The sequence below is a fragment of the Saccharopolyspora endophytica genome (assembly GCF_018070075.1).
In the GTDB taxonomy this organism is placed as follows: domain Bacteria; phylum Actinomycetota; class Actinomycetes; order Mycobacteriales; family Pseudonocardiaceae; genus Saccharopolyspora; species Saccharopolyspora endophytica.
Map to the genome: position 1 here is coordinate 1 of NZ_JAGPXE010000009.1, position 15,383 is coordinate 15,383.

Here is a 15,383-nt window from a genome sequence, read left to right on the forward strand (position 1 = left end):
CCGCACCCGATGGACGATACGTTGGAAGCCAGTCCTCGACGCCTTCGCCATCACCTTCGGTGACCGCTGGCCGGACGCCGAAACCTACTGATCAACACGCTGGAAACACCGTTCCTGCGAAAGACCCAAATCGGGGGGACATGACCGGAGCCGCAGGTCAGCGGGGGCGGGGGGTGTCGAGGTCGGGTCGTTCGGCGGTGGAGGGTGCGTGGTGTGGGAATCGGGTGGGTGCCCGGGTCACTCGCTCAGGCGCAGGAGGACCTTGCTGCTGCCCGTGGTTCGGTCGGCGGCGACCGCGAGGGCTTCGGCGGCTCCGGTCAGGGGGTAGGTGTGGGTGATGAGGGGGCTGACGTCCAGGCCCTCGGCCAGGGCCGTGAGGGCGTCGGTGATCTCATCCGCGAAGCGGTAGGAGCCGGTCCAGGTGATCTCGCGGGTCACCAGGTCGCCGAGCGCCGCCGGAGCGGGCTCGCCGGGGAGGTTGCCGACCTGGACCACGGTTCCGCCGCGGGCGGTCGCGCGCAGCACGGGACCGATGGCGGCCGGTGAGCCGGAGGCTTCGAAGGAGATGTCGACGTCCTCGGGCAGCGATTGCGTTGACAGGTCGCGGGTTTCGTCCGCTCCCATGCGCTTGGCGATCTCCAGCGAGGAGGCGGCGAGGTCCGCGGCGATCACCGCGGACGCACCCCGGTGCTTCGCCGCGGCGACCACGAGCGCGCCGATCGGCCCGGCGCCGTTGACCAGAACCGTTCTGCCGCGCAAGGATCCGGCCCTGCTCACCGCGTGCAGCGCGACGCCGAGCGGCTCGGCGAGCGCGCCCTGCTGCGTGGACACCCCGTCCGGCAACGGCCGCAACTGCCCCACCGGGACCGTCCGGTACTCGCTGAACCCGCCGTCGGTGTGCGGGTCGAACGCCGCCGAGCCGAAGTAGCGGACGTGCGGGTGCAGGTTGCTGCGCCCCTCCGGGTACGCGTGCTCGCCGACCAGCTCGGCCGGGTGCACGGTCACCGGCCGACCGACCTCCACACCGGAAACCCCAGGTCCGAGCCCCGCGACCCGTCCGGCGACCTCGTGGCCGAGGATCATCGGGTGGCGCAGGACGGCGGTGCCGGTGCCGCCGTGGCGCCAGTAGGAGATGTCGGATCCGCAGATCCCGCCCCACTCCAGCGCCAGCAGCACCTCGCCCTCACCGGGCACCGGGTCCGGGACCTCGTCGACGCGGACGTCGCGGTTTCCGTGAACGACAACGGCTTTCACAGGGCGTCCTCCAGTCGGACGAGGTCGCGGCCACGCGTCTCGGGCGACACCCAGGCGGAGACGAGCGTGATCAGCGAGTACACGATGAGCATCGCGGCGATGGGCCACCAGTGCTGCGTCCACGCGGTCAGGCTCGCCGCCATGACCGGGCCGATCGCGGTGGCCAGCGTGCCGCCGATCTCCTTGGCCACCGCCAGCTGCGTGAACCGGGTGCGCGAACCGAACAGCTCGGCCATCGTGACGCTCTCCACCGCGAACAGGCCGAGCACGCCGATGTTGAGGCCGAGGACCATCGCGATCGTCAGCATCACGGTGTTCCCGCTGGCGATGGTGGCCATCATCGGCACCGCGATGATCGCGGTCAGCAGGCTCAGCGCGAGGTAGACGGGGCGTCGGCCGAAGCGGTCGCCGAGCAGTCCCACCAGCGGAATCGTGGCGAAGCCCAGCAGCGAGCCGTAGACGATGGCGTTGGTCGGCACCGATCGGCTCACGGCCAGCGAGGAGGCGATGTAGCCGACGAGGAAGGTCTGCACGAGACCGGAGTTGCCGGCCTGGCCGAAGCGCAGCCCGAGCGAGAGCAGGAACGCCCTGCCCTTGCGCTGCTTGAGACCGGACTCGATGGCGCCCTCGGCCTTCGGCTCGACGTCCTCGCGCTCCTCGAAGACCGGGCTCTCCTTGAGGTTCGACCGCATCCACACGCCGAACAGCAGCAGCACGAAGCTCAGCAGGAACGGGATCCGCCAGCCCCAGGCGATGACCTGCTCCTCCGAGAGCACCACCAGCAGCAACGCCCACAGCCCGGAGGCGGCCAGGGTGCCCGAGTTGGTCCCCAGCGACACCAGCGAGGAGATCAGTCCGCGGCGCTTGACCGGCGCGTACTCGACGAGCATCACCGTCGCCCCGGCGATCTCGGCACCCGCGCCGAAGCCCTGGACCAGCCGCAGCGCGACCAGCAGGATCGGCGCCGCGATGCCGATCGTCTGGTACGGCGGCAGGACGCCGATGAGCGTGGTCGACGCGCCCATGATCGTGATGGTCAGGAACAGGACCTTCTTGCGGCCGATCCGGTCGCCCATCCGCCCGAAGTAGAAGGCTCCGACGAGCCGCGCGACGTAGCCGACGCCGTAGGTGGCCATCGCCGCGATCAGCCCGATCGCGGGGCTGACGTCGGGGAAGAAGATCTTGTTGAACACGATGGCCGCCGCCAGCGAGTACAGCTGGAAGTCCATGAACTCCATCGCGGTACCCAGCCAACCCGACACGGCGGCCTTGCTCAGCTCGCGAGTAGAACGTCTCACGGCACCCGCCGTCTGGGTGCTGTCCGTCATCGTGCGCTCCTTTGCTCCACGCCGCCGACTGATGTGGCAGTGCTGGTATACAAGCACTGACCGATCAGCCGGGTCAACCCTCGTCTAGTCTGACCCCGTGCCCGAATCCAGGAAGCGCTCCAACCGCCGAGTCATCTACGAGACGCTGCGGCGCAAGGTGCTGACCCTGGAGCTCAAGCCCGGCGAGGCGCTGTCGGAGAAAGACCTGGCCACCGGCCTGGGAGTGAGCCGCACGCCGGTGCGCGAGGGGCTGATCCTGCTCGCCGAAGAGGGCTTGGTGCAGGTGTTCCCGCAGATCGGCTCGTTCGTCTCCCGCGTGGACCCGCAACGGGTCGCCGACGCCCAGTTCCTGCGCGAAGCCGTCGAGCTCACAGCACTGGAGGACATGCCGGCCGACCTCGACGCCGAGCTGCTGGCCGAGCTGGAGGACAACCTGGCCCGCCAGCGCTCACCCGAGATCGACGTCGAGGAGTTCTTCGCCCTGGACGAGGAGTTCCACCGCGGACTGCTGCGCCTGTCCGGCCACGAACGCGCCTGGCCCACGGTCGTCTCGGCCAAGGGCCACCTCGACCGCGCCCGACGCCTCGGTCTCGAATCGAGCCCGCCGCAGGTCTACGCCGACCAGCACGTCGACATCCTCGACGCCATCCGAGCCCACGACCTGGACCGCGCCCGCGCCACCATGCGCACCCACCTCCGCGCGGTCTTCGCCGACATCGAACACCTCCGCAACCGCAAACCCGACCTCTTCGCCTCGGAAGAAGCCGCCACCCCGGTCCGCAAGAGCGTCATCGTCTGGCAGTGACCCGAGGCCGGCACGGAGAAATTCATGTCGTGGCGGCGCGGTACCCGCTCCCAGCTGACGCATTCCAGCCAAGTGCGCATCGGAACTTCGATCATTCGAGCCGCTGGCGCCCGCACCCCTCCCGCCGGATGGCGAACAAGGCCCCGCCGGAATCCCATGCTGAACTGGCCCGCCGCTTCTGGATGGATTGACAGCCGGAGGTCCCGGTTTGGGCGGGATGCGGCAGAGGAGAGGTGGACAGCGCCACCTCAGGCGGTCGCCCAGGTCTCGGCCTCCGTCGGGGTGAGGACTCCGTCGGTGATGAGGACTCTCAGGTTTCGGGTCAGTGGTTCGCCGGGTTCGAGTCGGATCGGGTTGTTCGGGGCGAGTTGGAGGCCGACTCCTGGGTAGTCCTCGACGCGCACGAACCACGGGTCGTCGTCACCGGCGAACACGAGGGTGAAGTCCCGGTCCGTCCAGGCCAGCCACGGTGTCGTCGATCCGTGCACGGACCTCTCTCCCTCCCCCTGCGCGGTGAACACCCGGGGCGCCACCGCCTGAGGAAGTCGCCAGAACAGGCCGCCGTAGCCGGCGTCGAGGCGCCCGTTGGTCGCCGGGCTGCCCAGCGCTTCGGGACGGGTGGTGGCGTTGGTCAGCGTCGTCGCCACGTCGAGCTGCCAGCCGCGGAGCGCGGGTCGGGCGCGCACCCGCCGGGATTCCCGGAGCAGCGTCTCGGCGGGCGTGCACCAGCTCAACGTCTCGTCGAAACCCGCGTCAGACCAGGTCAGCGCGGTGCTCTCGATGCGGCCGCGGTCGTCGAGGTCGACGTAGCCCGCGTCGCGGACGTAGGTGGGGCCGCCCCAGAAGTTCCACCCCTCCACGTCCTGCAGCGCCACCGAGAACCCGAGGTGCCACGGGTGGTCGTCCGGACAGGTGTCGGTGACGACCCGCCCCGCGAGGGTGCGGATCGGGTGCAGGTGCGGGCGCGGCCCCAGACGAGGGGGCAGCTCCGCACCGGAGCGGCGCTCGGCGACGACGGCACCGCCGATCCGGATCACTTCAGCCACGGAACATCCATTTCGGACAACATCCTCAACGACTCAGCCGATCGCACAACGTCTTCCGACACTCCTGGAATCACCCGCAGGCGCCGGCCGGGATCGTAGGAGTACGGAACCTCGCGCGGGTCGGGCGCCAGACGGACCGCTTCGAGCACCCGCATGAACGGTCGTGCCGACTCGGGTGGGACCAGCAGCGGTTCACCGTCGCGGATGTGAGCGATGAGGTTCGCCAGCAGATCGGTCGTCGCGTGCTCGGTGACCTCCACCCGGTCCGGCGTTTCCAGCCGGACCCGGTTCTCCCGGTACTCCAGGACGATCCGGCCCTTCGCGCCGTGGATCACCAGGTACGGCTCGACCACCCGATCCGCGCACAACGTCACCGCCACCGTGATCGGCGTGCCGCGCGCGGTCACCAGCCGGAGGCACGAGGTGTCGTCGGCCTCGATCGGGTTCGCCCGGTACAGCTCCACCGACAGCTCGCGCGGCACCTCGCCCGCCGAAACCCCGTCGATGACCAGGGCGTTGGCGATCGCGTGCGCGAAGGGATTCGTCAGCGCGCCGTCCACCACCGCCACGCCGTCCAGCGTGCGGCGCCCGGCCCAGCTGGCGCGGCCGTAGTAGTCGGCGTCGCGCTGCCAGGCGCCCGCGGCTCCGATCCCCCGCAGCTCCCCGATCACCCCGCCCGCCAGCAGCTCCCGCGCGTAGGACAGCGCGTGCGAACCGAGGCTCTGGAAACCGACCTGGCACGCGCGACCCGTGGTCGCCAGCGACGCCGCGAGCTCGTCGAACTCCGCGAGCGTGGGAGTCGGCGGCTTCTCCAGCAGCACGTGCGAACCCGCCCTCGCCGCGGTCAGCGCCAACTCGGAATGGGTGTGGATCGGGGTGCACACGATCGTCACGTCGGGCCGCGTCTTCTCCAGCAGCGCAGGCAGTTCCGGCTCCACCGGAACACCGAGGTCGACCTCCGGAGGGCGGGGATCGCAGATGCCGACCAGCTCGACGCCGGGCGTCCCCCCGACGTTGCGCAGGTGCCACCGACCGTGCCCGTGCACGCCGGCCAGCACGACGGTCGTCGCAGCGCTCATCGTCCCTCGCAAGTCCTCGGCTCCAGCGCATGGTAACCACCAGGAAAGCGCATTCCAATAGGCCGCCGAGTGGTTGACACCGACCGACGGGCGCTGTTCGATGGAAAGCGCTTACCGGCTGATCGGGACAACGGAGTGCCGAGGGGGCACAAGTGGCAACACGCATGAGCGGACAGCGCACCGACGACTCCCGGAGCAGATCGCGCCGGGCCGCCGCCAGCGGATGGATCGGCAGCGCGCTGGAGTACTACGACTGGTTCGTCTACGCCCAAGCCGCAGCGCTGATCTTCCCCAGCATCTTCTTCCCAAGCGGAAACCCCACCGTGGCACTGGTTTCCTCGCTGGGCACCTACGCCGTCGGCTACGTCGCCCGCCCCATCGGCGCGATCCTGTTCGGGCACTACGGCGACCGGCACGGGCGGAAGAACGTGCTGGTCCTGGCGATGCTGCTGATGGGCTTGTCGACCTTCGCCGTCGCACTGCTGCCGACGTACCACCAGGTGGGCCTGTGGGCTCCGGTCCTGCTGGTGCTGCTGCGGTTCGCGCAGGGCTTCGCCGTCGCCGGTGAGCTCAGCGGCGCCAGCGCGATGATCGCCGAGCACGCGCCGTTCGGCAGGCGCGGCTACTACACCAGCTTCAGCCTGCACGGAACGCAGGCGGGGCAGATCATCGCCGCGGCGGTGTTCCTGCCGCTGTCGGCGGTGCTGTCGGAGCAGGCCTTCGACTCCTGGGGCTGGCGAATTCCCTTCCTGCTCAGCGCGGTGGTGGTCTTCGCCGGTTACGTGATCCGCCGCCGGGTCGAGGAGACCGAGGTCTTCACCAAGGCCGAGAACGCTCCGGTGCGGGCGCCGTTCGTGCAGGTCATGCGCGAGAGCGGAACCGACGTGCTGCGGGCGATCTGCATGACGCTGGTCAACGTGATCGGCGTGGTGGTGTCGGTGTTCGGCGCCGCCTACGCGACGCAGTCCGGCTACGGCATCGAGATGAGCACGTCCGTCTACCTGTGGATCCCGGTGGTGGCGAACCTGGTCGCGCTGCCGTTCATCCCGTGGTTCGCGAGCCTGTCGGACCGCTTCGGCCGCCGGCCGCTGATGATCGTCGGCGCGCTCGGTTCGGGCGTGCTGTCCTTCGCCTACCTGTGGTCGGTGAGCCGCGGCGACGTGGTGCTGACCATCGTGCTGGCGATCCTGACCTGGGGGATCTTCTACCAGATCTGCAACGCCACCTTCGCCGCGTACTACCAGGAGCTGTTCCCGGCGCGCACCCGCGTCACGGGCTTCGCCATCGCGCAGAACGTCGGTCTGACCATCACCGCGTTCCTGCCCAGCATCTTCACCCTCGCCGCTCCCCCGGGGTCGGCGAACGTCCCGCTGGTGGTCGGCGGGCTGTGCCTGGGCATCAACGTCATCGCCGCGTTCGCCGCGTGGTCGGCGCGGGAGACCCACCGGGTGCCCCTGGAGGTGCTGGGCGAGAAGGACGCGGTGCCGGTGCCGCGCGAGGAGTTCGACCGGCTGCGCTCCGAGGCGCGCTGATCGGCGGACGGTATCCTGGGGAAACGCATTCCCCCAGGAACAAGGAGCGTCGTGGCGGCACGAGCAGCGACCCTCACCGACGTCGCCAAGGAGGCGGGCGTCTCCCTCGCGACGGCCTCGCGCGCTCTCAACGGCAGCGACCGGGTGGTCCGCGCCGAGCTGCACGACCGCGTGCTGCGGGCCGCCACCCGGCTCGGCTACTCGCCGAACGCCCAGGCGCAGTCCATGGCCCGGGGTTCCACCGACCTGCTGGGGCTGCTGGTCAACGACATCTCCGACCCCTACTTCTCCACCATCGCCGCGGGTCTGGCCAACGCCGCCGAGGAGCAGGGCCTGCTGGTGATGCTGTGCAGCACGGCGGGCAAGCCCGAGCGGGAGCTCGAACTGCTCGGAGCGCTGCGCCGCCAGCGCGGACGCGCGATCGTGCTCGCCGGGAGCCGCACCAGCGACCGCGCCCACCTGCGGGACACGGCCGCCCAGCTCGATCCGTTCGTGGCCTCGGGCGGTCGCGTGGTGGCCATCAGCGAACCGAAGTTGCCGGTCGACACCGTGGTGGTGGAGAACCGCCGGGGCGCGCAGGACCTGGCCGCCGAGATCGCCGTGCTCGGCTACCGGAGGCCGGCGATCCTCGCCGGCCCGGAGCACCTGCTGGTCTCCCGCGATCGGCGGGACGGGTTCACCGCGGGCTGGCCCTCGGGCGAGCCGGTGGTGGTGACCGACGAGTTCAGCCGCGACGGCGGTTTCCGCGCGATGCACCGGCTGCTGGACTCCGGCGCCGAGGTCGACTGCGTCTTCGCGATCAACGACCTGATGGCCATGGGCGCGATGGCGGCCTGCCGCGAGCGCGGTGTGGACGTGCCGCGGGACCTGGCGGTGGCCGGGTTCGACGACATCTCGACGCTGCGCGACGTCACCCCGGCGCTGACCACGGTTCGCCTGCCGCTGACCGACATGGGGCGCGAGGCGCTGGACCTCGTGCTCGCCTCCCCCACCGCGAAACCGCGTCGTCGCAAGGTCCGCGGTGAGGTCATCGTCCGCGAGAGCACTCCGCGGCGCTGACTCCCCCTTGCATCCGGCTCCCGCTTCCGCCTACGGTTTCGGTAAGCGCTTTCCACACAGAGGGGGTTCGGCATGGCCGAGCGACGGCTGGGCGTCATCATGAACGGCGTCACCGGGCGGATGGGATACCGGCAGCACCTGGTCCGGTCGGTTCTGGCCATCCGGGAGCAGGGCGGGGTCGAGCTCTCCGACGGCACCCGGGTGGTGCCGGACCCGATCCTCGTGGGGCGCAACGAGGAGAAGCTCCAGGAGATCGCCAAGAACCACGACATCGAACGCTGGAGCACCGATCTCGACGCCGCGCTGGCCGGGCCGGACGAGCTGTACTTCGACTCCCAGCTGACCTCGGTCCGCGAACCCGCCATCACCCGCGCGCTGGAGACCGGCAAGCACGTCTACACCGAGAAGCCGGTGGCCGACGACGTCGAGGGCGCGCTGCGGCTGGCCCGGCTGGCGCGGGAGGCCGGCGTGAAAACCGGTGTCGTGCACGACAAGCTGTACCTCCCGGGGCTGCTCAAGCTGCGCCGGCTGGTCGAATCCGGGTTCTTCGGCCGGGTGCTGTCGGTGCGCGGCGAGTTCGGCTACTGGGTGTTCGAGGGCGACTTCCAGTCCGCGCAGCGGCCGAGCTGGAACTACCGCGCGGAGGACGGCGGCGGCATCGCCACCGACATGTTCCCGCACTGGAACTACGTGCTGGAGAACCTCTTCGGCCGGGTGGAAGCGGTGACGGCGAAGGTCGTCACGCACGTGCCCCAGCGCTGGGACGAGCGCGGCGAGGCCTACGCGGCGACCGCTGATGACGCCGCGTACGGGATCTTCGAGCTCGCGGGCGGGGTGATCGCGCAGATCAACTCCTCGTGGACCACCCGGGTGCACCGCGACGAGCTGGTGGAGTTCCACGTCGACGGCACGCACGGCAGCGCGGTCGCGGGACTGCACCGCTGCGTCGCGCAGCACCGGGCGCACACGCCCAAACCGGTGTGGAACCCGGACCTGGTGGAGGCCACGCCGTTCCGGCAGCAGTGGTCGCCGGTGCCCGACAACCAGGAGTTCGACAACGGGTTCAAGGCCCAGTGGGAGCAGTTCCTGCGGCACCTGTGCGACGACGGCGACCACCCGTACGACTTCCTCGCGGGCGCGCGCGGGGTTCGGCTGGCCGAGGCCGGGCTGACGTCCTCCCGCGAGGGCCGTCGCGTCGAACTGGGCGAGGTGGCGCCGTGAGCCTGCTCCTCCCCCGCCCCGACGGTCGGATGGTCCCGCACACCACGGGCTCCCCGCGCGAGTGGCCGAAGCCCGAGGGCCCGCTGCGGTCGCGTTCGGCGTTCGCGGCGGCGCACGTGGTTCCGAGGACCCTGGGCGAGAACGTGCCGGGAGCGCCCGCCGACATCGACTGGGACGCCACGCTGTCCTACCGGCACCGGGTCTGGTCCTACGGGCTCGGCGTCGCCGAGGCGATGGACACCGCGCAGCGCGGGATGGGTCTCGGCTGGCGGGAAGCCGCCGAGCTGGTGCGCCGTTCGGCGGCCGAGGCCCGCTCCGTCGGCGGGGTGATCGCGGCAGGCGCGGGCACCGACCACCTCACCGGAACCCCGACGCTGCCGGAGGTGCTCGCCGCCTACCGGGAGCAGGCGGAGGTCGTGGCGGGCGCGGGCGCGCGGGTGATCCTGATGGCCTCGCGCGCGCTGGCGGCGGCTGCCCGTTCGCCCGAGGACTACGCGTGGGTCTACGGGTCGCTGCTGGACGAGGCCGACGATCCGGTGATCCTGCACTGGCTGGGCCCGATGTTCGACCCGGCGTTGCGCGGCTACTGGGGCACCGAGGACGTCCCGGTGGCGACGAAGGCGTTCCTGGAGATCATCCGCGCCCGGCCGGAGAAGGTCGACGGGGTGAAGGTCTCGCTGCTGGACGCCGAGCACGAGATCGCGCTGCGGCGGGAGCTGCCCGAGGGTGTGCGTCTCTACACCGGCGACGACTTCAACTACCCGGATCTCATCGTCGGCTCGAACGGGGAGTTCTCCGACGCGCTGCTGGGGATCTTCGCCGCCATCCACCCGGCGGCCTCCGCGGCGATCCAGGCGCTGGACCGCGACGACCCCGCGACCGCGCAGTCCCTCTTGGACAGCACGAAGGCGTTGGGCAGGCACATCTTCGAGGCACCGACCTTCCACTACAAAACCGGGATCGCGTTCCTGTCGTGGCTCAACGGCCACCAGCCGGGGTTCACGATGGCGGGCGGGTTGCACGCGGGCCGCTCGGTGCCGCACCTGGCCGAGGTGTTCCGGCTCGCCGACGGGGCCGGCCTCCTGGTCGATCCGCAAGCGGCCGAAGAGCGGATGCGCGGGTTCCTCGCGGTGAGCGGGGTGCAGCGGTGAGCGATCAGACGAGGTTGTCGTTGAACATCGCCACGACGAAGCGGTGGACGCTGCGGGAGGCGGTCGACGGCGCCGTCCGCGCGGGCATCCCGGCGGTGGGCCTGTGGCGCGACCGGGTCGCCGAGGAGGGGCTGACCGAGTCGGCCAGGCTCGTGCGCGACGCGGGGCTGCGGGTGTCGAGCCTGTGCCGGGGCGGTTTCCTCACCGCCGCCGACGAGGCCGGCGCGCAGGCGGCGCTGGCCGACAACCGGGCGGCGATCGTGGAGGCCGCCGCGCTCGGCACGGACGCGCTGGTCCTGGTCGTGGGCGGGCTTCCGGAGGGCGATCGGGACCTGGCCGGTGCCCGCGCGCGGGTGGCGGAGCGGATCGCGGACCTGGTCCCGTTCGCCCGCGAGCACGGCGTGCGGCTGGTCCTGGAGCCGCTGCACCCGATGTACTGCGCCGACCGCGCGGTCATCTCCACCTTGGCGCAAGCGCTGGACCTCGCCGCTCCGCACCCGGCGGAGCAGGTGGCGGTGGTCGTGGACACCTTCCACGTCCACTGGGACCCGGCGCTGGCCGAGGGCATCGCCCGCGCGGGCCGGGAGAACCGCATCGCCTCCTACCAGGTCTGCGACTTCGTCCTCCCGATCGCCCGGGACGCCCTGCTGTCCCGGGGCATGATGGGTGACGGGGTCGTCGACTTCGCCTCGATCACGAGCATGATCGACGCAGCCGGGTACACCGGTGACGTCGAGGTGGAGATCTTCAACGCCGAGATCTGGGACTCGCCCGGCGACCAGGTCCTTTCCGCCATGATCGCCCGCTACGGCGATCTCGTCCTCCCGCATCTGACCTAACGTCTACTGGATCCGAACACCCCACGTCAACCTTTTGTCCGGACATTCGCACCTGTCGTCCCACGTCGACCCGGGACGAACCGGCCACCTCTCGTCCACAGTGGACATGCATCGCGGAACCGCTTCGCGCGAACGGCTCTTGACATCGTTGTGAGGCAGCGCACAGCATTGATCCGCGCCAACGCGTCCCTCTAGACGAATCGAGGCCCTCGCCGAGATGAAGATCGGAGTAGCCGGGGTCGGTCGGATCGGCTCCATGCACGCCACGAATCTCGCCGCGCTCGACGACATCGACCAACTGCTGCTCTTCGACCCGGCACCGGGCAGGGCCGAGGCCGCCGCCACCGACCTCGGCCCGCCCGCCACAGCGGTGACCACTGTGGACGATCTCCTCTCGGCCGACGGGGTGCTGATCGCCACCCCGACCGGCACGCACCCGGACCTGGTGCGCGCGGCGCTCGCCGCGAGAACCCCCGTGCTGTGCGAAAAACCCCTGGCCTCAGACATTCCCACGATGTCGGCGCTGGTCGACGAGATCGAGAGATCCGGCGTCCCGGTGCTGGTCGGGTTCCAGCGCCGCTTCGACCCCGACACCGCCGAGGTGCACCGGCGGCTGCGCGACGGATCGGCCGGGTCGGTGTACCTGGTGCGCGCGGTGTGCAACGACCACCTGCCGCCGCCGAAGGAGTTCGTCGCCACCTCGGGCGGGTTGTTCCGGGACTGCCTGATCCACGATCTCGACGCGGTGCCGTGGCTGCTCGGGGAACCGGTCACCGAGGTCTACTCCTCCGGATCGGTGCTGGTCGACGAGGCGTTCCGGGAGGTGGGCGACGTGGACAACGCGGTGGTGTCGCTGCGCTTCGCCGGTGGCGCGCACGCGCTGCTCTCGGCTGCCCGGCACGACCCGGTGGGCTACGACTGCCGTCTGGAGGTCTTCGCCTCGCGCGACACGCTCAGCGTCGGACTCGACGAGCGCACCCCGCTCAACACCGTCGCGGGCACCGGTCCGCAGCGGCCCTGGACGTCCTTCACCGAGCGCTACCACGCCGCCTACCTGCGGGAGACCCGCGTGTTCCTCGACGTCATCGCCGGCCGGGCCGAGAACCCGTCACCGCCGAGGGAGGCGCTGGTCAGCCTGCGCCTGGCCGAGGCGTGCGAGGAGTCGCTGCGCATCGGCAAGCCGGTGGAGGTGGGCGCATGACGTTCAAGGTCGCGGCCGCGCCGATCTCCTGGGGCGTGAGCGAAGTCCCCGGCTGGGGCCGGATCCTCGAACCCGAGCGGGTCCTCTCCGAGATGGCCGGGCTCGGCGTGCACGCCACCGAGCTCGGACCGCCCGGTTACCTGCCGGATCCGCCGACCATCATCGGCAGGAACGGGTTGGAGCTGGTCGGCGGCTTCCTCGCCGTCCCGATGCACGACCCGTCCGCAGCCGAGAGCAGCGTCGCCGAGGCGTCGGCGACGGCGAAGAAGATCGCCGCCGGTGGGGGCGAGATCGTCGTGCTCGCCGCGGCCACCGGGCTCGACGGTTACGACGAACGGCCGCAGCTCGACGACGCGCAGTGGGCGACGCTCATCGACACCTGCCGCCGCATCACCGAGGTCGTCACCGCCGAGGGGCTGCGCGTCGCGATGCACCCGCACGTCGGCACGCACGTGGAGACCGAAGCCGAGGTCGAGCGCTTCCTCGCCGACTCCCCGATGCCGCTGTGCCTGGACACCGGGCACCTGCTGGTCGGGGGGACGGACCCGGTCGCGCTGGCCGAGCGGCATCCCGCGCGCATCGGGCACATCCACCTCAAGGACGTCCGGGCCGATCTGGCCGCCGAGGTCCGCGCCGGGCGCGTGGGGTTCGCCGACGCCGTCGCGCGCGGTCTGTTCGTGCCGCTCGGCGATGGCGACGTCGACACCGAGGCGATGGTCCGCTCGGTGCGCGCGGCCGGCTACCACGGCTGGTACGTGCTGGAGCAGGACACCGCGCTGGGGCCGGATTCCGACGACTGCGGCCCCCGGCGCAACACCGCGCGCAGCCTGGTCCACCTGGACGAGGTGTTCTCCCGGATCCAGGAAGGCCGATGACCTCACACCGCAGACCCGCGACGACGCGGTTGCTGCCGGTGCTCCTGGTCGGAGCGCTGGCGCTGGCCGGGTGCACCGGCCCCGAGGCGTCCGGGCCGCTGCCGGGCGCGCACCAGCAGGCCGACACCCGCGACGGACCGCTGCGCATCGCCGTGGTCAGCCACAGCACGCCCGGCGACGCGTTCTGGAACGTGGTGCAGAACGGCGCCGAGCAGGCGGGCCGGGACCTGGACGTCGAAGTCCAGTACCAGGCCGATCCCGACCCCGGGAACCAGGCGAAGCTGGTGGACAACGCCATCGCCCAGGGCGCCGACGGGCTGGTGGTCTCGCTCGGCAGCCCGGAGGCGATGCGGACCTCGGTGACCAACGCGGTCGCCGCCGGCATCCCGGTGATCACCATCAACGCCGGCGAGGAGGTCAGCCCCGCCTTCGGCGCGATCACCCACGTCGGGCAGAGCGAGGAGGTCGCGGGAACCGCTGCCGGGCAACGCTTCTCGCAGGCGGGCAAGCGCAAGCTGCTGTGCGTGATCCACCAGGCCGGTGTCGAGACGCTCGCCCAGCGCTGCGACGGCGCGCGGGAAGGCTTCACCTCAGGCGAGGTGATCGACCTGCAGGTCGACATCAACAACCCGACCGACGCGCAGTCGCGCATCAAGGGCGCGTTGCAGTCCGACCCGTCCGTGGACGGGGTGCTCACGCTCAACCCGCAGGTCGCCGCGAACGCGGTCAACGCGGTGCGCGAATCGGGCTCCCGGGCGGCGGTGTCGACCTTCGACCTCAACGGCGACGTGGTCGCCTCGATCCAGGCCGGGGAGCTGCTGTTCGCCGTCGACCAGCAGCAGTACGAGCAGGGCTACCTGCCGGTGGTGTTCCTGAAGCTGTTCCTGGACAACGCCAACACCGTCGGTGGTGGCGAACCCGTCTACACCGGACCGGGTTTCGTCGACAAGTCCACCGTGGACGTCGTCGGCGAGTACGCGCGACGCGGAACGAGGTAGGCATGAGCCGGCATCTCACCCGACCGGAGCTGGGCGCGGTGATCGGCGCGATCGTCGTGTTCGCGTTCTTCTCGCTGGTCACCGACGAGTTCCTGTCCCCGCTGGGGACGGCGACCTGGCTGGACGACTCGGCGACGCTGGGCATCATGGCCGTCGGCGTGGCGCTGCTGATGATCGGCGGCGAGTTCGACCTCTCCGCGGGCGTCATGACCGCCTCGACCGCGCTGGTCACGGCGATCGTGGCCACCGAGCTGGAGTGGAACGTCTGGGCAGGGCTGGCGCTGTCGCTGGTGTTCGCGCTGCTCGTCGGCGCGTTCAACGGACTGCTGGTGATGCGCACCGGGCTGCCGAGCTTCATCGTCACGCTCGGCACGTTCTTCGCGCTGCAGGGCCTCAACCTCGGCGTCACGCGCCTGGTCACCGGGACCGTGCAGGTCTCCGGCATCCGCTCGGCGCCCGGCTACGAGTCCGCCGGGTTCGTCTTCGCCTCCACCGCGGACATCGGCGGCACGTCGTTCCAGATCTCCATCGCGTGGTGGATCGGGGCGGCGCTGGTGGCGTCGTTCCTGCTGCTGCGCACGCGGTTCGGCAACTGGATCTTCGCCGTCGGCGGCTCGCCGGCGAGCGCCCGCGCGGTCGGCGTCCCGGTGCTGGGCACCAAGGTCGGGCTGTTCATGACCACCGCGCTGTGCGGGTGGCTAGTGGGATCGATCAACATCCTGCGGTTCACCACCGTGCAGGCCAACCAGGGCGTGGGCCTGGAGTTCCAGTTCATCATCGCCGCCGTCATCGGCGGGTGCCTGCTCACCGGCGGTTTCGGCTCGGCCATCGGGGCTGCCGTCGGCGCGCTGATCTTCGGCATGGTCCGGCAGGGCATCGTGTTCGCCCGCTGGGACAACGACTGGTTCTTCCTGTTCCTCGGGGTGCTGCTGCTCGGCGCGGTGCTGGTCAACAACTCCTTCCGCCGCCACGCGGAACGGCAACGGAGGTGAGGC

14 protein-coding genes are annotated in these 15,383 nt (G+C 70.9%); 10 read left to right on the forward strand and 4 right to left on the reverse strand.

What is annotated here, in order from left to right; translation table 11 throughout:
- Window positions 1–237: 237 nt before the first annotated feature.
- Both KBO27_RS20385 and KBO27_RS20390 read right to left on the reverse strand, forming a co-directional pair.
- Window positions 238–1,254 (reverse strand): L-idonate 5-dehydrogenase, encoded by a 1,017-nt coding sequence (locus KBO27_RS20385; protein WP_210971499.1) that lies wholly within the window; start codon window positions 1,252–1,254, stop codon window positions 238–240.
- Entirely contained in the window at window positions 1,251–2,582 is a 1,332-nt protein-coding gene (locus tag KBO27_RS20390) for an MFS transporter (RefSeq protein WP_210971500.1), read from the reverse strand. The genes KBO27_RS20385 and KBO27_RS20390 overlap by 4 nt, the downstream gene beginning before the upstream one ends.
- Before the next feature lie 97 nt (window positions 2,583–2,679).
- Here KBO27_RS20390 and KBO27_RS20395 point away from each other — a divergent pair, with 97 nt between their 5' ends.
- The gene (locus tag KBO27_RS20395; protein ID WP_210971501.1) at window positions 2,680–3,387 is read left to right on the forward strand and encodes a GntR family transcriptional regulator; all 708 of its coding nucleotides are present in this window, start codon (window positions 2,680–2,682) and stop codon (window positions 3,385–3,387) included.
- A gap of 248 nt (window positions 3,388–3,635) precedes the next feature.
- Here the strand turns inward: KBO27_RS20395 and KBO27_RS20400 are convergent, their stop codons facing one another.
- Window positions 3,636–4,433, reverse strand: coding sequence for a DUF6807 domain-containing protein (locus KBO27_RS20400; protein WP_210971502.1), 798 nt, complete (start codon window positions 4,431–4,433; stop codon window positions 3,636–3,638).
- Window positions 4,421–5,512: a Gfo/Idh/MocA family protein gene (locus tag KBO27_RS20405; protein ID WP_210971503.1), complete on the reverse strand. Its 1,092-nt coding sequence runs from the start codon at window positions 5,510–5,512 to the stop codon at window positions 4,421–4,423. The genes KBO27_RS20400 and KBO27_RS20405 overlap by 13 nt, the downstream gene beginning before the upstream one ends.
- A gap of 152 nt (window positions 5,513–5,664) precedes the next feature.
- On the opposite strand from KBO27_RS20405, the gene KBO27_RS20410 reads away from it, so the two are divergent.
- From KBO27_RS20410 to KBO27_RS20450, 9 genes are all read left to right on the forward strand, one after another.
- Window positions 5,665–7,044 (forward strand): MFS transporter, encoded by a 1,380-nt coding sequence (locus tag KBO27_RS20410; RefSeq protein ID WP_307870517.1) that lies wholly within the window; start codon window positions 5,665–5,667, stop codon window positions 7,042–7,044.
- A 51-nt stretch (window positions 7,045–7,095) separates the two neighbouring features.
- Window positions 7,096–8,103 (forward strand): LacI family DNA-binding transcriptional regulator, encoded by a 1,008-nt coding sequence (locus KBO27_RS20415; protein ID WP_210971504.1) that lies wholly within the window; start codon window positions 7,096–7,098, stop codon window positions 8,101–8,103.
- A 72-nt stretch (window positions 8,104–8,175) separates the two neighbouring features.
- Window positions 8,176–9,324 (forward strand): Gfo/Idh/MocA family protein, encoded by a 1,149-nt coding sequence (locus tag KBO27_RS20420; RefSeq protein ID WP_210971505.1) that lies wholly within the window; start codon window positions 8,176–8,178, stop codon window positions 9,322–9,324.
- 29 nt (window positions 9,325–9,353) lie between these two features.
- On the forward strand, window positions 9,354–10,475 hold the full coding sequence (locus tag KBO27_RS20425) for a dihydrodipicolinate synthase family protein (protein WP_210971729.1): 1,122 nt from the start codon (window positions 9,354–9,356) through the stop codon (window positions 10,473–10,475).
- Window positions 10,472–11,314: a sugar phosphate isomerase/epimerase family protein gene (locus tag KBO27_RS20430; RefSeq protein ID WP_210971506.1), complete on the forward strand. Its 843-nt coding sequence runs from the start codon at window positions 10,472–10,474 to the stop codon at window positions 11,312–11,314. Before KBO27_RS20425 ends, KBO27_RS20430 begins: the two co-directional genes overlap by 4 nt.
- 217 nt (window positions 11,315–11,531) lie before the next feature.
- Complete coding sequence (locus tag KBO27_RS20435; protein ID WP_210971507.1) at window positions 11,532–12,515, forward strand: Gfo/Idh/MocA family protein; 984 nt, start codon at window positions 11,532–11,534, stop codon at window positions 12,513–12,515.
- Window positions 12,512–13,390: a TIM barrel protein gene (locus KBO27_RS20440; protein ID WP_210971508.1), complete on the forward strand. Its 879-nt coding sequence runs from the start codon at window positions 12,512–12,514 to the stop codon at window positions 13,388–13,390. The genes KBO27_RS20435 and KBO27_RS20440 overlap by 4 nt, the downstream gene beginning before the upstream one ends.
- The gene (locus KBO27_RS20445) at window positions 13,387–14,388 is read left to right on the forward strand and encodes a sugar ABC transporter substrate-binding protein (protein ID WP_210971509.1); all 1,002 of its coding nucleotides are present in this window, start codon (window positions 13,387–13,389) and stop codon (window positions 14,386–14,388) included. The genes KBO27_RS20440 and KBO27_RS20445 overlap by 4 nt, the downstream gene beginning before the upstream one ends.
- Window positions 14,389–14,390: 2 nt before the next feature.
- Entirely contained in the window at window positions 14,391–15,380 is a 990-nt protein-coding gene (locus tag KBO27_RS20450) for an ABC transporter permease (RefSeq protein WP_210971510.1), read from the forward strand.
- The last annotated feature ends 3 nt before the right edge of the window (window positions 15,381–15,383 follow it).